Source organism: Christiangramia fulva (genome assembly GCF_003024155.1).
GTDB lineage: Bacteria > Bacteroidota > Bacteroidia > Flavobacteriales > Flavobacteriaceae > Christiangramia > Christiangramia fulva.
This window is the reverse complement of sequence record NZ_CP028136.1, coordinates 3553068-3575538: the sequence shown is the minus strand read 5'-3', so window position 1 is coordinate 3575538 and position 22471 is coordinate 3553068. Positions and strand designations below refer to the sequence as shown.

Genomic DNA, 22471 nt, shown 5'->3' with positions numbered 1-22471 from the left:
AAAATGAAAGAAACAGCCTTCCTTAAAATAATTGATCCGGTGAAGGACAAAATGTATCGCCTGGCACTTCGCATGCTTACCTCAAAGGAGGCTGCCGAAGACGCAACTCAGGAAGTTATTCTAAAACTCTGGAGCCGGAAGGAAAATATCAAGCATTATGCCAATACGGAAGCTTTTGCAATGACAGTTACAAAAAATTATTGTTTGGACCAGCTGAAACTCAAACAAAACAACCATTTGCGAATTGTTCATCAAAATTATGACAGCAATACGTCCCTTCAAAAGGAAGTGGAATTAAATGACGAAATGGAGTGGTTATCGAAAATTGTGGATGGATTACCTGAGCAGCAGAAAATGATCTTTCAATTAAGAGATGTGGAACAATACGACTATGAAGAAATTGCCGAAATCATGGAAATGAATCCTACCGCTATTCGCGTGGCACTTTCAAGAGCACGAAAAACAATTAGAGAAAGTCTTATAAAAAAACATAATTATGGAATCAGGTAAAATAGAAAAGCTCATTGAGAAATATGAGGAAGGGCAGACTTCCCTGGCTGAAGAAAATATCCTCAGGGAGTATTTTAAAAACGAGGTTCCTGCTCATTTAAGCCCTTATAAATTAATGTTTGCCTTTGCCGAAAAGCAACGGGAAAATAAAATGGAGGAGAAAGCCCCTCAGGTTGGTCAAAAAAGTTACAGGTTCACCTGGGCTTCGGTCGCGGCGGTTCTCATTATTGCGCTTGGAGTATTTTTCTTCTTCCAAAATAGTTCTTCCTCTTTAAATCAAAATGACCTGGGAACCATTACCGATGAAGAACTGGCACTTCAGAAAACAAAAGAAACCTTACAGATGGTTTCTCAGATCATGAATGAAGGATCTGCAGACCTTGTATATCTAAAAGAATTCAATAAAACAACAAATAAAATAATCAAAATAGACTAAAATCAGAAATCATGAATAGATTAGTAATTACACTCCTGTTAAGCCTGCTGCCTATCTTGTCGCAGTCTCAGAATTTTGAAAAATACGAAGACATGAAAGAGGTAGATGCCATGGTGATGACCAGCAAAATGTTTAAGATGCTGGCGAAAGTTGACCTTAGCGATAATGATCCTGAAGCTCGCGCTTACATGAAACTCATAGAAAATTTGGATAGGATCCAAATCTATAAAACTTCAGATTCAAAGGTGCAGAATCAAATGGCCAGTGACGTAAAATCTTATCTTCAGAAAAACTCTATGGATGAGCTTATGCGGGTTAGTGAAGATGGAAAAAACATCAAATTTTATTCAATTCCCGGAAAAAACGATAATTATGTGAAAGAGCTGTTTATGTATCTGCAGGGTACAGACAATGATAAGCCTATGACGGTAATACTCAGTATTACAGGCGAGATAGATCTTTCTCAATTGTCTAAACTAACCTCCGACCTTAAAGTGCCTGGTGCCGAAGAATTGAAAAATGTCAATAAAAAATCTTAATTATGAAAAACATAAACATCCTATTAGTGCTGCTTTTTGTCGGGGTACTTATATCCTGTGAGAATGAAAAGTCATTACAGAAATTTTACGTCGAAAATCAGGAAGATTCAGATTTTCTGGCCCTTGATATTCCTACCAGTATGTTTGCGAATATGGATTCCCTGGATGAGGAGCAGAAATCTACTTTAAATTCAGTAAAAAAGATCAATTTACTGGCCCTTAAAGCCAATACCGATCACGAGAAATTTGAAGAAGAAAAAGCCCAGCTAAATGATATTTTTAAGGATGAAAAATACCAGCTTTTAATGAAATATGGCGGAGGTAATAAAAAAGCCGCACTTTATTTTACTGGCGAAGAAGATGCCATTGATGAGCTTATTGTTTACGGCTATGATGATGAAAAGGGATTAGGTGTTGCCCGTGTTTTAGGCGAGAATATGGATCCGGAAAAGATCATGAAGTTCATGAAATCCCTTGACGGAAATGATATAAATATAGAAGGAATTAAAAATATTGGGGAGATCATAAATTCTGCGAAGAAAAGTGATGATTCTCTTCAAGGTGATCACGAAACCAGCCAAACTCTTTCAGATTCTATATAAATTCAGATTAATTAGTTGAAAAAGAGGCTGTTTAGAAGAAATTTTAAACAGCCTCTTTAATTTTCTATACTCCGGTGTAATTCTGCGGATTTATTTGTCTTAATTCTTGCTTTATTTTTTCTGAAACCTCCAGTTGATCAATAAATTCTGAAATGCTTTCGCGGGTAATTTTAGTATTCGTCCTGGTAAGGCCTTTCAATGCTTCATAAGGATTTTTGAAGCCTTCTCTTCTTAAAATAGTCTGAATGGCCTCAGCTACTACCGCCCAGTTATTTTCAAGATCGGCATTAAGTTTTTCTTTATTCAGCAATAATTTATTCAATCCTTTTAAGGTAGAATTAAAAGCAATAATGGTATGTCCCAAAGGAACACCAATATTTCTTAACACCGTGCTGTCAGTAAGATCGCGCTGTAATCGGCTAACCGGAAGTTTTGCTGATAAATGTTCAAAAATAGCGTTGGCAATACCTAAATTTCCCTCGCTGTTCTCAAAATCAATCGGATTGACTTTATGAGGCATGGCTGATGATCCAATTTCCCCTTTCTTGATCTTTTGCTTGAAATAATCCATTGAAATATAGGTCCAGATATCCCGATCCAGATCAATAAAAATATTATTGATACGTTTCAAGCCATCAAAAAGAGCCGCGAGATGATCGTAATGTTCAATTTGGGTGGTAGGGAAGGAGTGATGTAACCCAAGGCTTTTTTCTACAAAATTCTTCCCAAATTGTTGCCAGTCCATATCGGGATAGGCCACTTTATGAGCGTTGTAATTACCTGTGGCCCCTCCAAATTTTGCAGCGTGCGGAACCTGGTGCAATAGTTTTAACTGTTGTTCCAGCCTTTCCACAAAGACATTAATCTCTTTCCCGAGCCTCGTAGGTGAAGCTGGCTGACCATGGGTTCTGGCTAAAAGCGGAATGTCTTTCCATTCCTTGGCCAATTCTTTAAGCCTTTCCAGCAATGCGTTAAGCGAGGGGATATAAACTTCATTTACAGCATCTTTAAGGCTTAATGGAATAGCGGTATTATTGATATCCTGTGAGGTGAGTCCAAAATGAATGAATTCTTTTGATTCAGACATCCCTAATTTCTCAAATTCTTCTTTTAAATAATATTCAACTGCTTTAACATCGTGGTTGGTGACTTTTTCAATCTCCTTGACAGCCTGTGCATCAATACTGGTGAAATTTTTATAAAGTTCTCTAAGCTTTTCAAAATTTCCCGGATCTACCTGTTGAAGCTGGGGTAGTCCCTGTTCATAAAGCGCTATAAAATATTCTATTTCAACTTTTATCCTGTATCGAATTAGTGCTTCTTCACTGAAATAGGCTGCCAGTTTTTTGGTTTTTGACCGGTACCGGCCGTCTATTGGAGAAATTGCAGAAAGAGAGGTCATTTTTTAGCGTTTGTAAATTAAAGGACAAAGATACTTTTTAGGAATTTAGAAAAAAATTACCTGCTCAATTTAAGTTGGAAGAAAATACTATGAAAATTCAGTTTTGGTTCAACAATCTTTCCACCAGTTTGGGTACACCTTCAACAGCCTTTTTAGGAATAACTTCTAAATTTCTGCTTTCATGAATGTTAGGTTTGGGATCAATAAAATAGATCGGAATGTCATTTGGTGCAAAATCTACCAGTCCTGCAGCGGGATAAACCTGCATAGAAGTGCCAATAATAATCAGAATATCACTTTTTTCAGTGATTTTAAGAGCTTTTTCAAACATCGGCACCGCCTCTCCAAACCATACTACATGAGGCCTTAACTGAGAATTATGCTCGCAAAAATCACCTATCCTGATATCTTTTTTCCAATCCATTACAAGGTTTTCGTCAAAAGTGCTGCGCGCTTTTAACAATTCCCCATGCAGGTGTGTGACATTGGAACTTCCAGCCCTTTCATGCAAATCATCAATATTCTGGGTTATAATTTGTACATCATATTTATTTTCTAAGCGTACCAGTGCCTTATGAGCTTCATTGGGCTCAACTTCAAGTAACTGTCGCCTCCGTTTATTGTAAAAATCCAGAACAAGTTCCTGATTTTTTTGCCACCCTACAGGTGAAGCGACTTCCATTACATCGTGGCCTTCCCAAAGCCCATCGGCATCCCTAAAGGTTTTAATCCCACTTTCGGCACTTATACCTGCTCCTGTCAAAACAACAATTCTTTCCATACCTTATTTTTCAACTGTTTAAAAGATAAAAAATTTTCTCGAGGGAAAACAGCGAATTCCATTTGTTAAAGTAAGTTTGGATTTCCTATTTTTACCTCAATGACAAATACAAAAGTTTTAGAGTACCTTCTGGAATACCTTACTCCACGGCGCCGACAGCTTTTTGACAAAGTGCTGGCGCAAAGAACTAATTATCTTACAGTTGCTACTCAGGATGTGTATCAGCTGCATAATACCAGTGCCGTCCTACGGAGCTGTGATGTGTTCGGAATTCAAAACATTCATATCATAGAAGAGCGTTTTCCCAAGCGTATCGACAAGCAAATCGCGATGGGTGCTCAAAAATGGGTTGATGTGAACAGGTATAAAACTGCAAAAGAATGCATTTCTGCACTTCGGAATAAAGGATATAGTATTGTTGCGACGAGTCCGCATGAGAAGTCCATGACTCCTGAAGATTTTTCATTTGATCAGCCAACCGCTTTATTTTTTGGTACCGAAAAAGAGGGCTTATCAGAAGAAATACTCACAGAAGCCGATAGAACCTTACATATTCCCATGGTTGGATTTACTGAAAGTTTGAATATTTCGGTTTCCGCAGCCATAATACTGCACGTGCTCACTGAAAAACTCAGAAAATCAGAAAAACGCTGGCAGTTATCTGATGAAGAGAAACTGGAACTTAAAATGGAATGGACCAAAAAAAGCATTAAAAATAGCGACCAAATTATTGAGCGCTTTTTGAATCAGTAATTATTTGTAACTTTTAATCGCCCTAAGAGCTAACCAATGACGCTGTTTTTTTATATCATTATCGCAATCATCACATTTTTTGCCTTTCTGCACGCCTGGGCAAAGAAAGAATATGACATAAACCGAACCATCGTAATCAATAAACCTCGTGAAGAGGTATTTAATTTTGTAAGGCAGTTAAAGAATCAGCCCTACTGGATTCCCTGGTTTAAAAGGGATCCTGATGCGATTAAAAAATATAAGGGTATTGACGGGAAAATAGATTCCAGTTTTTACTGGAAAGGGAACAGTAAAGCCGGTGAAGGAATTCAGAAAATTGTAAAAGCAAAACAGGGCAGGGTACTGGAAACCAAGATACTATTTATAAAACCTATAAAAGTAAATGCCCTCACTTATATTGGTGTAAAGGAAATTGAGCCCGAAAAGACCAAAATGGTATGGGGAGCGCGGGGAGCTCTGGCATTTCCACTAACTATAATAAGTCTTTTTTATACTCCTGAAAAAGCCCTGGGAGAAAATTTTGAAACCGGATTGAAAAACCTGAAGCAGATTCTTGAATCCCGCTAATTTTTTTGAAGAGCTTTATATTCTTCGTAACAGCCATTGATGGCATCCAGGATCTGAAGATCATTGGCCGTTTTCATAAAATCTTTTGAGTAGTTGCAGTGATTTAAAATCTCTTCGATTTCTGATCGATTGACCTGTAATAAAGCCATCAGTGTTTCACGGTCGAATTTTCTGCGCAGTAGATCACGGATATTTTCATCATCTTTCATCTGCCTCAATTTTCGCATCTGCCTGGGCCGTTTTCCGAAGATATTATAGACCAAATCAGCCGGATTTGATAAGGATCGAAGTGTTTTTGTCACCGCGCCCGGAGAGTGGTCGCCACCTTCATAACCAGTATTTAAACCCGAAATACTATACCTGTGATTGTCGTAGATAGGAATATTTTTCGCATCGATCTCCAGGTAACCCGTAAGTTTTACCGAATTCAGGGTAACTTCTTCCAAAGCCATGCCTATTTCGGTCATTTTAACCTTTACGTTGCCGTACTTAAGCCAGTCGTTGGTCACGCGAACACGAATGGAACGAAAACCGAGATAAGAGAAATATAACGTATCATTTACCTCGGCTTTAATTTTAAAATTTCCTTCTTCATCAGTAATAGCTCCCACCACCTGATTAAGATTCACGATATTCACATTTTCGAGAGGCTGATCATTGGCGGCGTTCATCACAGTTCCCTTTATGGTTTGCTGGGCAAACGACACTCCGGAAATCATAAGGAATAGTATAAATAGGTTTCTTTTCATAACAATCGGGCCTAAAAATATAAAATCCTGATAAAAAACAATGCCAAACTGATGCTTATTGAAAAATGAATTCTATTTCTTAGATCTTCTTCGTTTTATTGAATTCTCGATGTTTTTACCGTGACTCACTTTGCGACCGTTTTTCTTTCCATCACGTCCCCTTGTTCTTCGGCCAGATTTCTTACCTCCAAAGCCATCAGAATCTGAATATTTACTGAATTTTCTTCTTGGTGATCTTTCTTTGCTCTGTTCTTTGGTGATTTCAATAGTCACATCACGACCCTGGTAATTGAAATTCTGAAAACTTTCCAGTACATGGTTCGCAAGGCGGTCATCGGTATTAAAGAATGAAAAACTGCCTTTAACATCTACCTTATAAACATCATCGCGTTCCAGGTTCAATTGTTCTTTCAGGAAATCTTTAAGGCTTTTCCAGTCAAAACCGTCTTTTGAGCCCAAGCCCAGGAAGTAACGTGTAGAACCATCTGAAGATTGTTTGGACGCGGTAATATCAGAACCAAGTTCAGGAGCATTTTTATAGTAATTATAAAAACGTGTGAATTCAACCGAAAAAACTTTTTTGATCAGCTCTTCTTTTGAAAAACCTTCAAGAACATCCATTATGGAAGGCAAATATGGATCGATATCATGGTTGATCTCGGTTTTCTTTATGTCGCTGGCCAGGTGGAAAAGCTGAGTCTTGCAGATCTCTTTTCCACCAGGAATTTGTTTTTGTACAAATTGCTGCTGAATCATCTTTTCGATGGTTTTAATCTTCCTGACCTCACTTTTGGAGATGATCACCATGGAAGTCCCGGTTTTTCCGGCGCGTCCCGTACGTCCGCTACGGTGGGTGTAAGTTTCAATTTCATCGGGAAGCTGATAATTTATCACGTGAGTGATATCATCAACGTCAATTCCTCGCGCAGCAACATCAGTCGCTACCAGCATCTGGATTTGTCTTGTACGGAAACTCTTCATTACCAGGTCACGCTGGTTCTGACTTAAATCCCCATGAAGTGCAGCTGCATTGTAGCCATCTTCAATAAGTTTTTCGGCAACTTTTTGAGTATCTCTTTTTGTGCGGCAGAAGATCACCGAAAATATATCGGGATTCGCGTCGGCCAGTCTTTTAAGGGCATCGTAACGATAACGATGGTTTACCAGGTAATATTCATGAGAAACATTATCGGTACCCATATTTTTAGAGCCCACGGTTATTTCTACCGGATTTTTCATGAATTTAGAGGCGATTTTAGCGACCTCTTTTGGCATGGTCGCAGAAAAAAGCCAGGTTTTTTTGGTATTTGGCGTATGCGAAAGTATCGATTTGATATCTTCATAAAAGCCCATATTCAGCATTTCATCGGCTTCATCAAGAATACAATAATCGATATTCGATATATCGGCCAGATTTCTTCTTATCATATCCTGCATCCTTCCCGGAGTAGCCACAATGATCTGTGCGCCTCTTTGAAGCTGTTTGGACTGATCGGTAATGCTCGCTCCTCCATATACAGCCACCACCTGAAGTGATTTTTTGTATTTGGAATAGTTCTTCAGCTCATTGGTGATTTGAAGACAGAGCTCTCGTGTGGGAGAAAGGATTAACGCCTGTGTTTTCCGGGATTCAGAAGAAATTTTCTGAATTAATGGAAATCCGAATGCAGCGGTTTTTCCTGTTCCGGTCTGGGCAAGAGCCACAAGATCGGTCTCCTGATCTAATAAAATTGGGATTGTTTTTTCCTGTACTTCGCTGGGGGTTTCAAAACCCATGTCAGCTATGGCCTGTAAAACCTGTTGGTCCAGACCAAGTTCCTCGAATTGGTTCATTTTAAATTGTAAGTATTCCGATTATGATATGTAGGTGTTACATAAGAAGCGAATCGACATACTTAAAAACCAAAACTTCCGGTAACACATCCTCACCCTGAGGAATTTCAAGCGGCAAATATACACTTTTATTTCTGATAAATAAGCTTTGAATTTTAAATGCAGAAAAACCCCGGAATGACCTTTTATTCCTGGTCTTTCAGAAAATCAATAAGTTTTTTGAATGCCCTTGCACGGTGGCTGATTTCCGATTTTTCTTCCAAATTCATCTCGGCAAAGCTTTTTTTATGTTTTTCTGGTTGAAAAACAGGATCATAACCAAAACCTTTTTCCCCCCGTTTTCCGGTTAAAATTTCACCTTCACAAATACCCGGAAAACTGTAGTGATTTTTGCCAAGTCGTAAGGAAATTACCGTTTTGAACCTGGCTTTACGATTAGAAATATTTTCCATTTCTTTCAGGAGTTTGTTCAGGTTGGCTTCGTCGCTTTTGGGTTCGCCGGCGTACCTGGCAGAATAAACACCTGGAGCTCCGTTCAAAGCCTCAACTTCAAGTCCTGTATCATCTGCAAAACAATCGTAACCGTAATTTTCTTTCACATAATCGGCTTTAAGCTTCGCATTTCCTTCAATGGTCGCCGCGGTTTCTTCAATATCTTCTTCGCAGCCAATATCATCCAGTGAAAGTAGTTTGATATGTTTGGGAAGGATGCTTTTTATTTCCCGGAATTTATTGGGATTATGCGTTGCAAAAACTAATTTCATACTTTATCTGTGGTGATAGGGTTCATTTTTAAGAATGGTAAACGCGCGGTAGAGTTGTTCGGTAAAAAAAAGCCTGACCATCTGGTGCGAAAATGTCATTTTTGAAAGCGAAATCTTTGCATTCGCCCGGGTGTAGACTTCATCTGAAAATCCGTAGGGCCCGCCAATGACGAAAATAAGCCGTTTCAGGCCTGTATTCATTCTTTTTTGAAGGTAAGCTGAAAATTCTTCCGATGTGTATTGTTTTCCTTTTTCATCAAGCAAAACTACAAAATCTGAATTCTCAAAACCCGGAAGTAACAATTGTCCTTCCTTTTGTTTCTGCTGATTTTCATTTAAATTTTTCGTTTTCTTTAGATCGGGAATGATATCAATTTCAAATTTTATATAATGCTGAAGCCGATCAGAATAAATTTTAAGGAGGTTGTCAAGTTCTTGATTATCGGTCTTTCCTATACAGACTAATTTTATGGTCATGCCCTTAATTTAGTGGAGACTTTATTACATTTACAAAAATAAGCAGAGAAAATGATCTCATCGGAACAATTTGATAAAGAAATTGAATTAATCATAAAAAATGCGCTGCGGGAAGATATAGGCGAAGGCGACCACAGCTCCCTGGCCTGTATTCCTGAAAATGCCAGGGGAAAGGCAAAATTGCTTGTAAAAGATAAAGGCATCCTTGCCGGAGTTGAATTCGCTGAAAAAGTTTTTAAGTACCTTGACAGCGACCTGAGATTTAAAAAAGAGATCAGCGATGGTACGTATGTGAAGTATGGAGATGTTGCTTTTTATTTGGAAGGACGATCACAAAGCATTTTAAAAGCTGAGCGAACGGTTCTCAATGCCATGCAGCGTATGAGTGCGATTGCTACCAAAACTTCAGAATTTGTAAAAAAACTGGAAGGAACGAAAACCAAGATCCTGGATACCAGAAAGACCACCCCGGGGATTCGTGCATTAGAAAAATGGGCAGTGAAAATTGGTGGAGGAGAGAACCACCGTTTTGCTTTGTACGATATGATCATGCTCAAAGACAATCACATCGATTTTGCCGGTGGGATCACTCAGGCCATTGAAAAAACCAAAGCTTATTTAAAAGAAAAAAATCTAAACCTCAAAATTATTGTTGAAGCCAGAGATTTGGAAGAAATAAGTGAAATTTTAGAATCTGATGGAATACATCGCATTCTTATAGATAATTTCAGTTTTATAGATACCCGTAAAGCCGTTGAACTTATAGATGGAAGATGTCAAACCGAAGCCAGTGGCGGGATTACCCTCGAAACTGCCAGAAGCTACGCCGAATGTGGTGTCGATTTTATTTCGAGTGGTGCACTAACGCATTCGGTTTATAATCTTGATCTTAGCCTAAAAGCTGTGTAATATGTCTCTAAAAGAGGCGATAAAATCAAGAATCCAAAGTATATCCAATTGGTGGAAACGCAAAACCAAACAAATTGTCCTGCCGGGTCTTGAAGGATTATCCCTGCACGATTTATGGGTGATTTACACAGGGGGAATCATAAAAGGAACTTTCTCCACAAGAGCAAGCTCTATTGCTTTTTCCTTCTTTATGGCAATATTTCCGTTCTTGTTATTCGTGCTAAACCTGATCCCGTATATCACCTTTATTGAAGATTTTCAGTTAGAATTTCTTGTTTTTATCGATAATCTCCTGCCGCCGGAAACATCCGATTTTTTTGGGGCCATTTTTGAAGATATTGCAAAGAATCCACGTGGTGGCCTGCTTTCCTTTTCGTTTATTCTCTCTATTTTCTTGATGACTAACGGCGTAAACGCTATTTTTACAGGCTTTGAATTCAGTTATCATACAAAAACCAATAGATCTATTATTCGTCAATATGTCGTCGCTATTGGTGTTTCCCTGGTGCTGGCACTGTTATTGCTCATTTCTGTAATACTGGTGGTTTTTCTGGAGTATGCGATAGATGATATTTCAGGGAATAGTTTACTAAGTCAGGATACTATAGAAGCATCTATTATTCAGTACTGTGCTTTTATTGTGCTCGTTTACATCGCTGTGGCAATCCTTTATTATTCTGGAACGCGGGAAGCCAGGCAGGCGAAGTTTTTTTCGGTTGGAGCTTTGTTCACAACTATTCTGATTGTAATTACCACAGTTTTGTTCAGTATATATATTACCAATTTTTCAAGTTATAATGAGCTATACGGGTCTATTGGAGCACTGCTGATACTGATGTTCTATATCTGGCTGAATTCTAACGTGTTATTGTTGGGATTTGAATTAAATGCCTCTCTTATTAAACTGAAGAAAAAATTTAAATAAATTTAGTACCACCAAAATACTTACTTATATGAAAATAACTTGCTTTATTTTATTCGCTTTTCTTGGAATGGGCATTTCTATGGCTCAAACCACTATTGCAGGCGTAACCTTACCTCAAAAGGAAACTTTCCAGAATCATGAGTTGGTTCTTAACGGCGCCGGAGTTCGGGAGAAATTATGGATAGACCTTTATGCCGGAGGATTATACCTTTCCCAAAAATCATCTAATGCCGAAGAGATCCTTTCGGCTAATGAACCTATGTCCATCAAACTTCATATTGTTTCAAAGCTTATTTCCAGTAAAAAAATGATAGAAGCGGTAGACGAGGGTTTTCAGCATTCTACAGGAGGAAATACCAGGGCGCTGGACCCAAAAATTGAAAAATTTAAAAGTTTTTTTATGGAGGAGATAAAGAAAAATGACGTTTTTGACATTGTTTACCTTCCTTCTTCAGGTGTGACAGTTTATAAGAATGGTGCAGAAAAAGGGAAAATTTCTGGAATGGACTTTAAAAAGGCGCTTTTTGGAATCTGGTTATCTAATCATCCAGCAGATGACGACCTCAAAAAAGCTATGCTCGGAAAATAAAAAATCAGCTATGAAAAATATCTTAACCTACTTATTTTGCATGGGATTTCTATGCTTTTCTTTAAATGCGCAGGACGTTACCGGTAAATGGAAAAACTTCAATAGTGACGGTAAAGTCAACTCCATAATAAAAGTCTATAAAAAAGATGGTAAGATTTACGGCAAAGTGGTGAAAATAATGAAGGAAGAAGATCGCGACCGTGTATGTACAAAATGTGATGGAGAGCTTAAGAATAAACCTATAGAAGGAATGGTGATCATGAGAGGGCTCCATAAAGAGGGTGATAAATATGTTGGAGGTCATATCGTTGATCCTAAAAAGGGCAAAGAATACCGATGTAAAATCTGGCTAAAAGAAAATAACCCCGATCTTCTTAAAGTAAGAGGATACCTCGCATTCTTCTATAAAACCAAAACCTGGGAAAGAGTAGAGTAAATTTTTTCTAGAATTCCTATATATAAGGCCAATTTTGATAAATTGGCTTTTTTTATTTCTTTAACCGCACAATTACTATGGCTTTTTTTGTTGATCTTATATTGCCTTTGCCTCTTGATAAGCGCTTTACGTACAGCCTTACAGAAGAGGAAGCAGCTTTTATAAGGCCCGGAATGAGATTGGCTGTTCAATTTGGCAAAAACAAGATTTATACAGCCATTGTTGGGAAAATACATAATGAAGCTCCGAAGGTATATGAGGCCAAACCCATCCACCAAATTCTTGATGTTAGTCCTATTCTGGATGTAAAACAATTACAGTTCTGGACCTGGATCGCGAATTATTATCTCTGTACGGAAGGGGAGGTGATGCGAGCTGCACTTCCGGGAGCCTTTCTCCTGGAAAGTGAAAGTGTGGTTAAATTAAATAAACAGGCGTCTTATGACGAAAATAATCTGGACGACGATGAATTTCTCGTTTTAGAAGCACTTCAGCGACAATCTTCTATGAAAATAAGGGAGATTGAAGATTTGCTGGACAGGAAAAAAGTGTTACCGGTGATCAATAAAATGACCGAGAAAAACCTGGTGATGCTAAACCAGGAAATTTATGAACAGTACAGTCCTAAACAGACGCGATATGTAAAGCTGAATCGGCAGTTTGAGGCTGAAAGCGAGATGCATCAATTATTAGATGAACTCTCCCGCGCCCCGAAACAGCGACAGGTAATTTTAACCTATTTTTCGTTAACTGCCGGTACCAAAAAATCTTTGACCGTAAAAAAGCTGTTGAAGGAGTCCAAAGCTACTTCATCTATTTTAAAAAGCCTGTTGGACAAGCAAATACTTCAGGAATATTTTCAGGAGACTGACAGGGTAAAATTTACGGGGGAGATCACCAATACAGGAATTTCCTTTAATAAATATCAAAAAAAAGCTTTTGATGAAATTCAGGGTATTTTTGACGAAAAAAAGGTGTGTTTGCTGCATGGTGTAACTTCCTCTGGTAAAACCGAGATCTACATTAAACTCATTGAAAAGGCAGTGAACGAAGGTAAACAGGCTCTGTATCTACTTCCGGAAATCGCGCTAACTACCCAGTTAATCAAGAGACTTCAGGATTATTTTGGTGAAAAGGTTCTGGTTTATCACAGTAAATATTCAATGAACGAGCGGGTGGAGATTTACCGGCATGTGCTTCAGAATTCAGAAAAAGGCAAAATTGTAATAGGGGCGAGGTCATGCATTTTCCTGCCATTCCAGAACCTGGGTTTAGTGGTAGTTGACGAGGAACACGAATCTACTTTTAAACAATTTGATCCCGCTCCAAGATATCATGCCCGTGATGCCGCAGTTGTTTTGGCGAAACAGTTTGATGCTAACATTATATTGGGGTCAGCTACACCTTCTCTTGAATCGTATTTCAATGCAGAACATCATAAATATGAGCTGGTGGAGTTAAATCGCAGGTTTGGGAATGTTTTGATGCCGGAAGTTGAAGTGGTAGATATAAAAACGGCCCATCGCAAAAGGAAAATGACGGGCCATTTTTCGGAAAGGCTTATTGAAGAAATACGAGAAAGTTTAAATGAGGAGGAGCAGGTGATCCTGTTTCAGAACCGCCGCGGATTTTCCCCAATTCTGGAATGCAATACCTGCGGACATTCGCCGCAGTGTCCCAACTGTGACGTGAGCCTCACTTACCACAGTCATAATAATCAGCTTCGGTGCCATTATTGCGGCTATCATATGGCAATGCAGGAAAAATGTATGGCGTGCGGGAGTCCGGAAATTTCAACCAAAGGTTTTGGTACTGAACAGGTGGAAACCGAATTGAAGGCATTGTTTCCAGAAGCGAAGATAGGAAGAATGGACCAGGATACCACCCGTGGGAAATATGCTTATGAAAAGATCATTGCGGCTTTTGAAAATCATGAAACCGATATTCTTGTGGGTACTCAAATGCTTACCAAAGGACTTGATTTCAGGAAAGTAAACCTGGTAGGGATCATGAATGCCGATAATTTGCTGAATTTCCCTGATTTTCGCGCCCACGAACGAAGCTTTCAACTCATGTTGCAGGTAGCAGGACGCTCAGGAAGAACACAAAAACGTGGGAAAGTACTTATACAAACTTACAATCCTTTTCACCAGATCATTCAACAGGTTTCCACGGGGAATTACGAGGCAATGTATAAAGAACAGCTCGAAGAAAGGTATCAGTATCAATATCCGCCGTATTTCCGGTTAATACGGTTAACCATAAAATGCCGTGATTTTTCAAAAACTAATGAAGCTGCAGCGTGGCTGGCACAGGCTTTGGAAAATGTTTTTGAAAGATATGTCCTGGGACCTGAATTTCCACCGGTGGCGCGTATCCGAAATGAATATTATAAAAATATCCTTTTAAAGATCCCACAGAAACAATCCCTAGGGAAAACTAAAAAAATGGTGGATCGTATTCTCAGCAGTTTCAGGGCCATAGGAGCCTATCGCGCGGTAAGAGTAATTGCGAACGTAGATCCTCAGTAAAAAAAATGTGGGAACTTATCCTTCCTGTTGTATGGCTTCGAGAGCCTCTACTAAATTATTCTTTTTATGTCGGCTTAGCGGAAGTTTTTCCTTTTCAATTTCCACATGCTTGCTGTTATAGCGTTCGATCTTTTCCAGGTTGACAATATAAGATTTATGAGTCCTTAAAAAACGGTCGCTGGGCAACTGCTTTTCAAAGGATTTCATAGTGGCAAGCACCACAAAATTATCTTTTTCGGTAACGAATTTCACATAATCACCCAAAGCCTGTATATACTTCAGTTTACTCAGGAAGACCTTGCGATTTTTAAGATTGCTCTTTACAAAAATGTAATCATCATCTTCGGGGACAGCAGTCTGGTGCTTCAGTTTATAAAGATTAACTGCTTTGTCTACCGCGTTATTAAAACGTTCTTTTGTAACTGGTTTATGAATATAATCTACAGCATCGTAGTCAAAAGCCTTAAAAGCATATTTTGTCTTCCCGGTTACGAATATAATTTGGGGTTTATTAGGAAGATTATCAAGTAATTCAAACCCTGAAAGAATGGGCATTTCGATATCCAGGAAAATTAGATCGGTCTCAACATCGAGCAGTCCGTTCTTTGTTTCTATGGCGTTGTTATATTCAGCAACTAATTTGAGGTTAGGATGATCCTTTATCAGCTTGACTATGGAGAGCCGCTGAAGGCTGGAATCATCTACAACAGCACATTTGAGTAAAACTTCTTCCACGATTAAGTATTGGTTAGACTTTAAACAATATTACTCATTAAAAATTAGAAATACAAGGCAAAAATGAGTTTCACCGACAAAAATAGTGTTTTATCCTTCTTAACAAGCTTTGAAATAAGAAATAATAGTTCTATTTTTGCACCCGATTTAATTTAAAGTAAAAGAATTTATGAACAACTATGAAACTGTTTTCATCTTGAATCCCGTTTTATCTGATGAGCAGATAAAGGAAACAGTAAAGAAATACGAAGATTTTCTTGTTTCGAGAGGGGCCGAGATGGTAGCTAAAGAAGACTGGGGGCTAAAAAAACTTGCTTACCCAATCCAGCACAAAAAAAGTGGTTTTTATCACTTATTCGAATTTAAGGCTCCCGGTGAAGTGATCGAGCCTTTAGAACTTGAATTCAGAAGAGACGAGCGTATGATGCGTTATCTAACTGTAAAATTAGATAAGTATGCGATCGAATGGGCTGAAAAAAGAAGAAAACGTAACAAGGAAAAAGCGTAATCATGGCAACATCTATTGAACAACAGGCAAAAGGAAAAAAAGACGGAGAGATCAGGTATCTTACTCCTCTTAATATTGAAACCACCAAGGCTAAGAAATACTGCCGTTTTAAAAGATCTGGGATCAAATATGTAGATTACAAAGATCCTAACTTTTTAATGGGTTTTGTAAACGAACAGGGTAAATTGTTACCCCGACGTTTAACAGGTACTTCTTTGAAGTTCCAGAGAAAAGTGGCTACTGCCGTAAAACGTGCACGCCACCTGGCATTAATGCCTTATGTAGGTGATTTATTAAAATAAAAAGAGGCAGATATGGAAGTGATTCTTAAAAAAGACGTAGAGAAATTAGGCTTTAAAGATGATGTTGTAGAAGTTAAAAACGGCTACGGCAGAAACTATCTTATTCCACAGGGTTTTGCTGAATTGGCAACTCCTTCTGCCAGGAAGGTTTTGGCAGAGACGCTTAAGCAGAGAGCCTATAAGGAACAAAAGAATATAGATGAAGCTAAGAAACAGGCTGAAAAACTTAATAGTATTGAGATCAAATTAACTGCCAAGGCAGGAGCTGGAGATAAGCTTTTTGGTTCAGTTACAGATGCCGATCTTGCTCAGGCCCTTTCTAAAGAAGGAGTGGAGATCGACAGAAAGTATATTAGCATCGCTGGTGGAAACATCAAAAGGCTGGGACAGTATGAAGCTACTTTACGTTTTCATCGTGAAGTTGTTTCTAACTTCACCTTTGACGTTGTCGCTGAAGCGTAATCTATTTTACTCATATTCTACAGCCTGTTCATCTAAAATGAGCAGGCTGTTTTATTTAAAGGAAAGTTGATCTATGAAATACGCCCGATTAACAAAAGAACAGTTTGAAGAAATGCATCAGGAATTCATAAATTTCCTTGCGACCCAATCTATAACTGTTGAGGAATGGGATAAGATAAAAAATGAAAAACCTGAGGTAGCCGAAGAGGAACTGGATATTTTCAGCGACCTTATTTGGGAAGGTGTGCTCAATAAGGTGGAGTATTTGGAGCATTTTTCCCCTAACCAGATGTATCTTTTTAATATAACGGCTGCGACTATGAACCTTATCGCGGTTAAGATTGAAAATGACGCCATTGATATTACCACGACTGAAGGTTATAATTGGCTCCAGAACAACCTCATGGATGATTCGGTAAATATTTATACTTCTACAAAAGCCATTAGTGACGACCGGAATAAAGACATTTTCGCGCTGATCAAACAGGGTGCCAATATTACCAAAGGAGATTTATACAGGTTTTTTGAAAATGTGGTTCAGGACTGATTTAATCAGATAATTAGAAAATCAGAAATTAGATGATTGTAACAGATGTATGTTTCAATGCGTTAATAAGAAAATAAGGACACCTATTTTCACATTCGTACATTTTTAAAATGATAAATTAAAATCTGTTACTCGTAGCGAAGCGACTCAATAGGATCCTGCTTCGCGGCTTTTGCTGCCGGATAACTTCCGGCGAGAATAGCAACCAGGATCGTAATTGTTGTGGCCCAGAACATCGCCATCCACGGAGTTGTGAAATCAAATTCCAATGATTTGGAAACCGTATAGCCTATCAGTATTCCGAAGATAATTCCTAAAATTCCTCCCATTTGACCAATTACCAGGGTTTCCAGGAAAAATTGTGTCGCAATGGTATTATTTTTCGCACCAAGGGCTTTTCTAACCCCAATTTCACGGGTGCGTTCAGCAACAGTAACAAGCATAATATTCATCAAAGCTATGGACGATCCGAAAATGGTAATGATAGAAATGATCCATGCGGCTACATTAAGTGCGCTGGTAATTGAAAGGGCCCGGTTAATCAGGTCGTCGCTATGTTCAATGGCAAAGTTGTTTTCTTCAATAGGATTGAGTCCGCGTATATTTCTAAAAGTGGTAATTGCTTCATCCTGAGCTGGTTCAAGAAAATTTTTATCTTTTACCTTGACGCTCACACTGTAATTAATATTAGGTTGTGAAAAAAGCGAGCGCGCATGCTGCAGTGGAATAAAAACTCGCAGATCCTGGCTATTTCCAAAGGTGCTCCCCTGGGATTTCAGCACTCCAATAACTTTAAATTTAGCACCTCTTATACTAATGGTTTTGCCAAGCGGATTGAGTCCTTTAAAAATACCTTCTTTAAAATCTGATCCCACAACCGCAACATTGTTATTATTCTTAATATCAAAAAAGTTAAAATCGCGTCCTTCTTCAACATCAAGTCCCGAATTGCCGAGAAAATTCTCATTTACCCCCAACACCGCCACATCAGGATCGGTCTTTTCATTTTCATATTTTACTTCTGCCCCGTTCGTGCCGGTAAATGAAATGGCCGTATTTGTTTGCGGATATTGATAGTCATTTTCAAATTGTTTCACCTCATTATAACTAATGATAGGATTCACCTTCTGCTTTTGATCGCCAAATTGCTGCCGTCTGAAGTCATATCTCTGCAAGCTGAAAGTATTGGCTCCCATTGAAGAAAAATTAGTACTGATAGTATTTTCCAGGGCGGCAACCGCACTTAAAATTCCTACGAGCGCGGTAATCCCAATGGCAATGATCAAAACCGTTAAAATCGTGCGCAGGGGCTGTGTGCGGATAGAATCTATAGCTATTCGGATATTTTCCCGGAACAGTGAAAACATATTTATTTTTTTCTTACTTACAGGTTAGACTCTAAAATTACAGCTTTGTTACTTAAAATTGTGAATTTGTTCGAGTTCGCTTAAAAATTAAGATATTTGCATTCCATAAAAAAGAAGGCGAAAATAATATGGCACAAAAACCATCCATCCCTAAAGGAACCCGTGATTTTTCTCCGGAAGAAGTTGCAAGAAGAAACTATATTTTTGATAAGATAAAAACTGAATTTAAAAAATTTGGTTTTCAGCCCATTGAAACCCCTAGTTTCGAAAATTCTTCTACTCTTATGGGTAAATATGGCGATGAAGGAGACCGGCTTATTTTTAAAATTCTCAATTCAGGAGATTTTCTTAAAAAAGCCGATAAAAATGCTTTGCAGGAAATGGATAGCCCAAAATTGACCCCTTCAATCAGTGAAAAAGCGCTGCGCTATGATCTTACCGTGCCTTTTGCCAGGTACGTGGTGCAACATCAAAATGAGATCGAGTTTCCGTTTAAACGCTATCAAATTCAGCCGGTGTGGCGTGCAGATCGTCCTCAAAAAGGCCGTTTTCGTGAATTCTTTCAGTGCGATGCCGATGTGGTTGGCAGCGACAGCCTCTGGCAGGAAGTGGAATTTATTCAGTTGTATGATTCCGTGTTTAGTAGCCTCGGCCTGGATGGAGTGACCATCAAGATCAATAATCGTAAAGTTCTTTCCGGATTTGCCGAAATGATCGGAGAGAGCGATAAACTGATCGATTTTACCGTGGCCTTAGACAAGCTTGATAAAATTGGCAAGGATGGGGTGGTAAAAGAAATGCGCGAAAAAGGGATTTCAGAAGAAGCCATTGATAAAATTCAGCCAATTTTTGGTCTTAATGGCGATTTTGCCGCTAAAATTGAAGGTTTGAAGAATATTCTTTCCGCTTCTGAAATAGGTAAAAAAGGTATTGCAGAGCTTGAATTCATTCAGAAAGCTATTGAAGAAATGCCTTTGAAAACGGCCAAACCAGACCTCGAAGTTACCCTCGCCCGCGGACTCAATTATTACACCGGCGCAATTTTTGAAGTTGCCGCGCCTGAAAATGTGAAAATGGGATCTATTGGCGGTGGCGGTCGCTACGATGACCTTACCGGTATTTTCGGATTAAAAAATATGAGTGGTATAGGGATTTCCTTCGGCCTCGACAGAATTTACATGGTATTGGAAGAGCTTGATCTTTTTCCTGAAACGGTTACTGCCGGAACAAAGGTCCTTTTTATCAATTTTGGAGAAAAGGAAGCCTTTTATGCAATGAAAGCGGTTAGGGAATTGCGAAAAGAAGGTATAGTTGCTGAACTGTATCCCGAAGACACAAAAATGGGCAAACAGATGAAGCACGCCGATAAACGGAATATTCCTTACGTAGTTCTGGCGGGTGATGAAGAAATGAAAGCGCAAAAATTTACCCTGAAGCATATGAAATCTGGCGAACAGAATGCCATAGACCTCAGGGCATTAATTGAAAAATTAAAATAACTATTTTGAGCTTGCTTTAGTAAGCGCGTCCATATCTTCTGTTTTCATCTGGAAATCAACCGCTTCATCAAAAGCTTTTAATTGGGATAATTTAGTGGCACTTGCAATAGGAGCCGTAATTCCCGGTCTTTGAATGATCCATCTCAAAGCGACCGCAGCTTCTGAGACTTCGTATTTACGGGCGGTATTTTTCAAAACTTCCAGGACTCTTTCTCCGCGCTCATCAAAATAATTTTTCAGAAATTTCTCACGTTCCCGGCCTTCAATGTCGCTTTTTGATTTGTATTTCCCGGTAAGGAATCCGCTGGCGAGCGAGAAATAACTAATTACGCCCAGGTTTTCCTTTTCACAGATTTCCCTGATCTCGCCTTCAAATTTTTCCCGTTGCATAAGACTGTACTCAGGCTGAAAAACTTCATATTTTGGCAATCCTTCATTTTTCGAGGCTTCCAGAGATGCTTTCAGGCGTTCGGGTGATAAATTTGAAGCTCCTATATATCTTACTTTCCCTTGTTTTATTAGCGTTTGATAGGCGTCGAGAGTTTCTTCAACAGGTGTTTTATCATCATCCCAATGCGTTAGATAAAGATCGATATAATCTGTTTGAAGTCGGCGAAGGGAATCATCAACAGCTTCCAAAATATGTTCTTTTGAAATATCTTTTTCACCTCCTTCCCGCATGCTGGATCCAACTTTTGTAGCGATAATGAGCTTTTCTCTATTCTTTCGTTCCTTCAGGTATCGGCCTATGATACTTTCAGATTCACCTCCGGTATTGCCTTTTGCCCAGCGCGAATAAACATCGGCGGTATCTATCATATTAAATCCTTTCTCGAGTATGCTGTCTAGTAGTTGGAAAGACTGTTTTTCATCGGCCGTCCAGCCAAATACATTTCCCCCAAAAACTATGGGTGCTGCCTTAAGTTCTGTATTACCTAATTTTTTGTATTCCATAATCAAAGTTTTTTTTAAAATAAAAATTCCTGCTTCAGAAGCATTTGTTTGACGAATATTTAACTATTATTTCAAAGTTATCCTTGCAGAAGGTTAAAATAAAGTTGTAGTTTGATAAAATTTGGTTAATTCCTCACCTGTAAGTGCCTCTTATTTTGGGGTTCTTGTCCCTTCTTTCTAAATTTAGAATAACCTCAAACCAAAAAATCAATCATTATTTATGGATGAAATCATTCATCACCCCACAAAAGGGGCGAGATTGGAAGATAAGGAAGTCATTGTAATTAGTGGCAGCAGTGGTCTTATTGGCCGCTCCCTGATCAAAAGGCTCGCGAAAAGATACAGGGTCGTAGGCCTCGATAGAGTAGGACCTCCATATCCGCCATTGGAAGCCGAATGTGTCAATTTCAATATAAAAGACGAAAAGGCTATCGACGCCGCGATGGAGCGAATTCGCTATGGTTATGGAAGCAAGATTGCTTCTGTCATTCACCTGGCCGCCTATTATAGTTTTAATACTAAAGATAGCCCGGGTTATGATGAGATCAATGTTAAGGGAACCCGTAAATTTCTGAATCAGTTGCAGGATTTTGAAGTAGATCAGTTTATTTATTCAAGTTCCGATTTGATTTATAAACCTGTGGAACCGGGAACTAAAATTCATGAAGATTGTCCCGTAGAAGCCAACTGGGGTTATCCCGAATCAAAAATCATTACCGAAGATCTTATCAGGAAAAATAACGAAAAAATTAATACCGTTTTTTTAAGAATTGCCGGTATCTACAACGAAATGGGACATTCCATTCCCATTACCCAGCAGATCAAACGTATTTATGAAAAAGAACTAATAAGTCATTTTTATTCGGGAGATGTCAACCATGGTGATGTTTTTGTTCACCTGGAAGATGTGCTTGATGCGCTTGAAAAAACCGTGGAGCATCGTCATGACCTGCCTCATGAAATAGCGATCAATATAGGTGAACCCGAAACTCCCACCTACCAGGAATTGCAGGATAAAATAGGAAAACTTATTCACGGGAAAGCATGGGAAACCCATGAAGTGCCAAAATCTATTGCCAAAGCCGGTGCCTGGACACAAAATCTAATAGGAGATCCCTTCATTAAGCCCTGGATGATAGACCGGGCAGATGACCATTATGAGCTTGATATTTCAAGAGCGAAAAAACTTATAGACTGGGAACCAAAACATCGGCTAATGGATACTTTGCCCGTGATCATAGAAAACCTGAAAGAAGATCCTGATGCCTGGTATAAAGCAAATAACCTGAAGTGA

26 protein-coding genes are annotated in these 22471 nt (G+C 38.8%); 17 read left to right on the top strand and 9 right to left on the bottom strand.

Annotated features, from left to right (window positions below):
* The first annotated feature begins 3 nt into the window (after window positions 1-3).
* The 4 genes from C7S20_RS16070 to C7S20_RS16055 are packed head-to-tail and all read left to right on the top strand — an operon-like array spanning window position 4 to window position 2087.
* Window positions 4-510 (top strand): RNA polymerase sigma factor, encoded by a 507-nt coding sequence (locus C7S20_RS16070; protein WP_107013428.1) that lies wholly within the window; start codon window positions 4-6, stop codon window positions 508-510.
* Window positions 497-946: a hypothetical protein gene (locus tag C7S20_RS16065; protein WP_107013427.1), complete on the top strand. Its 450-nt coding sequence runs from the start codon at window positions 497-499 to the stop codon at window positions 944-946. The genes C7S20_RS16070 and C7S20_RS16065 overlap by 14 nt, the downstream gene beginning before the upstream one ends.
* A gap of 11 nt (window positions 947-957) precedes the next feature.
* Entirely contained in the window at window positions 958-1485 is a 528-nt protein-coding gene (locus C7S20_RS16060; protein ID WP_107013426.1) for a DUF4252 domain-containing protein, read from the top strand.
* A gap of 2 nt (window positions 1486-1487) precedes the next feature.
* A complete protein-coding gene (locus tag C7S20_RS16055; protein ID WP_107013425.1) occupies window positions 1488-2087 on the top strand; it encodes a DUF4252 domain-containing protein in 600 nt (199 codons plus the stop codon).
* 64 nt (window positions 2088-2151) lie between these two features.
* Here the strand turns inward: C7S20_RS16055 and purB are convergent, their stop codons facing one another.
* Window positions 2152-3489 (bottom strand): adenylosuccinate lyase, encoded by a 1338-nt coding sequence (purB, locus tag C7S20_RS16050; protein WP_107013424.1) that lies wholly within the window; start codon window positions 3487-3489, stop codon window positions 2152-2154.
* Window positions 3490-3586: 97 nt separating this feature from the next.
* Window positions 3587-4270, bottom strand: coding sequence for an SIR2 family NAD-dependent protein deacylase (locus C7S20_RS16045; protein WP_107013423.1), 684 nt, complete (start codon window positions 4268-4270; stop codon window positions 3587-3589).
* Between the two features lie 99 nt (window positions 4271-4369).
* Between C7S20_RS16045 and C7S20_RS16040 the strand changes: the two genes are divergently transcribed.
* Together C7S20_RS16040 and C7S20_RS16035 are read left to right on the top strand one after the other, a co-directional pair.
* Complete coding sequence (locus tag C7S20_RS16040; protein WP_107013422.1) at window positions 4370-5023, top strand: TrmH family RNA methyltransferase; 654 nt, start codon at window positions 4370-4372, stop codon at window positions 5021-5023.
* A gap of 36 nt (window positions 5024-5059) precedes the next feature.
* On the top strand, window positions 5060-5590 hold the full coding sequence (locus C7S20_RS16035; protein ID WP_107013421.1) for an SRPBCC family protein: 531 nt from the start codon (window positions 5060-5062) through the stop codon (window positions 5588-5590).
* Here the strand turns inward: C7S20_RS16035 and C7S20_RS16030 are convergent.
* From C7S20_RS16030 to rlmH, 4 genes are all read right to left on the bottom strand, one after another.
* Window positions 5587-6339, bottom strand: a complete 753-nt coding sequence (locus C7S20_RS16030) for a carboxypeptidase-like regulatory domain-containing protein (RefSeq protein WP_107013420.1) — start codon at window positions 6337-6339, stop codon at window positions 5587-5589. The genes C7S20_RS16035 and C7S20_RS16030 overlap by 4 nt on opposite strands.
* 72 nt (window positions 6340-6411) lie before the next feature.
* Window positions 6412-8172, bottom strand: coding sequence for a DEAD/DEAH box helicase (locus C7S20_RS16025; protein WP_107013419.1), 1761 nt, complete (start codon window positions 8170-8172; stop codon window positions 6412-6414).
* 185 nt (window positions 8173-8357) lie between these two features.
* The gene (locus C7S20_RS16020; RefSeq protein ID WP_107013418.1) at window positions 8358-8936 is read right to left on the bottom strand and encodes a non-canonical purine NTP diphosphatase; all 579 of its coding nucleotides are present in this window, start codon (window positions 8934-8936) and stop codon (window positions 8358-8360) included.
* 3 nt (window positions 8937-8939) lie between these two features.
* Entirely contained in the window at window positions 8940-9413 is a 474-nt protein-coding gene (gene rlmH, locus C7S20_RS16015; RefSeq protein ID WP_107013417.1) for a 23S rRNA (pseudouridine(1915)-N(3))-methyltransferase RlmH, read from the bottom strand.
* 51 nt (window positions 9414-9464) lie between these two features.
* Here rlmH and nadC point away from each other — a divergent pair, with 51 nt between their 5' ends.
* The 5 genes from nadC to priA all read left to right on the top strand — a co-directional run bounded on the left by nadC (window position 9465) and on the right by priA (window position 14803).
* Window positions 9465-10322, top strand: a complete 858-nt coding sequence (nadC, locus tag C7S20_RS16010) for a carboxylating nicotinate-nucleotide diphosphorylase (RefSeq protein WP_107013416.1) — start codon at window positions 9465-9467, stop codon at window positions 10320-10322.
* Between the two features lies 1 nt (window position 10323).
* On the top strand, window positions 10324-11247 hold the full coding sequence (locus C7S20_RS16005; RefSeq protein ID WP_107013415.1) for a YihY/virulence factor BrkB family protein: 924 nt from the start codon (window positions 10324-10326) through the stop codon (window positions 11245-11247).
* Window positions 11248-11275: 28 nt separating this feature from the next.
* Entirely contained in the window at window positions 11276-11836 is a 561-nt protein-coding gene (locus C7S20_RS16000) for a chalcone isomerase family protein (protein ID WP_107013414.1), read from the top strand.
* Between the two features lie 10 nt (window positions 11837-11846).
* Entirely contained in the window at window positions 11847-12272 is a 426-nt protein-coding gene (locus C7S20_RS15995; protein WP_107014275.1) for a DUF2147 domain-containing protein, read from the top strand.
* A 77-nt stretch (window positions 12273-12349) separates the two neighbouring features.
* Window positions 12350-14803: a replication restart helicase PriA gene (gene priA / locus C7S20_RS15990; protein WP_107013413.1), complete on the top strand. Its 2454-nt coding sequence runs from the start codon at window positions 12350-12352 to the stop codon at window positions 14801-14803.
* A gap of 15 nt (window positions 14804-14818) precedes the next feature.
* Here the strand turns inward: priA and C7S20_RS15985 are convergent, their stop codons facing one another.
* Window positions 14819-15538: a LytR/AlgR family response regulator transcription factor gene (locus tag C7S20_RS15985; RefSeq protein WP_193510773.1), complete on the bottom strand. Its 720-nt coding sequence runs from the start codon at window positions 15536-15538 to the stop codon at window positions 14819-14821.
* Window positions 15539-15707: 169 nt separating this feature from the next.
* Here C7S20_RS15985 and rpsF point away from each other — a divergent pair, with 169 nt between their 5' ends.
* From rpsF to C7S20_RS15965, 4 genes are all read left to right on the top strand, one after another.
* Complete coding sequence (rpsF, locus tag C7S20_RS15980; protein WP_107013411.1) at window positions 15708-16046, top strand: 30S ribosomal protein S6; 339 nt, start codon at window positions 15708-15710, stop codon at window positions 16044-16046.
* Window positions 16047-16048: 2 nt separating this feature from the next.
* Complete coding sequence (gene rpsR / locus C7S20_RS15975; protein ID WP_107013410.1) at window positions 16049-16348, top strand: 30S ribosomal protein S18; 300 nt, start codon at window positions 16049-16051, stop codon at window positions 16346-16348.
* 12 nt (window positions 16349-16360) lie between these two features.
* On the top strand, window positions 16361-16810 hold the full coding sequence (gene rplI / locus C7S20_RS15970) for a 50S ribosomal protein L9 (RefSeq protein WP_107013409.1): 450 nt from the start codon (window positions 16361-16363) through the stop codon (window positions 16808-16810).
* Window positions 16811-16883: 73 nt separating this feature from the next.
* Window positions 16884-17357 (top strand): DUF6495 family protein, encoded by a 474-nt coding sequence (locus tag C7S20_RS15965; protein WP_107013408.1) that lies wholly within the window; start codon window positions 16884-16886, stop codon window positions 17355-17357.
* A gap of 128 nt (window positions 17358-17485) precedes the next feature.
* Here C7S20_RS15965 and C7S20_RS15960 read toward each other — a convergent pair whose 3' ends face one another.
* Window positions 17486-18724, bottom strand: coding sequence for an ABC transporter permease (locus tag C7S20_RS15960; RefSeq protein WP_107013407.1), 1239 nt, complete (start codon window positions 18722-18724; stop codon window positions 17486-17488).
* A 128-nt stretch (window positions 18725-18852) separates the two neighbouring features.
* Here C7S20_RS15960 and hisS point away from each other — a divergent pair, with 128 nt between their 5' ends.
* The gene (gene hisS, locus C7S20_RS15955) at window positions 18853-20223 is read left to right on the top strand and encodes a histidine--tRNA ligase (protein WP_107013406.1); all 1371 of its coding nucleotides are present in this window, start codon (window positions 18853-18855) and stop codon (window positions 20221-20223) included.
* On the opposite strand, the gene C7S20_RS15950 is transcribed toward hisS, so the two are convergent.
* Entirely contained in the window at window positions 20224-21177 is a 954-nt protein-coding gene (locus C7S20_RS15950; RefSeq protein WP_107013405.1) for an aldo/keto reductase, read from the bottom strand.
* Between the two features lie 220 nt (window positions 21178-21397).
* Here C7S20_RS15950 and C7S20_RS15945 point away from each other — a divergent pair, with 220 nt between their 5' ends.
* Complete coding sequence (locus C7S20_RS15945) at window positions 21398-22471, top strand: NAD-dependent epimerase/dehydratase family protein (RefSeq protein WP_107013404.1); 1074 nt, start codon at window positions 21398-21400, stop codon at window positions 22469-22471.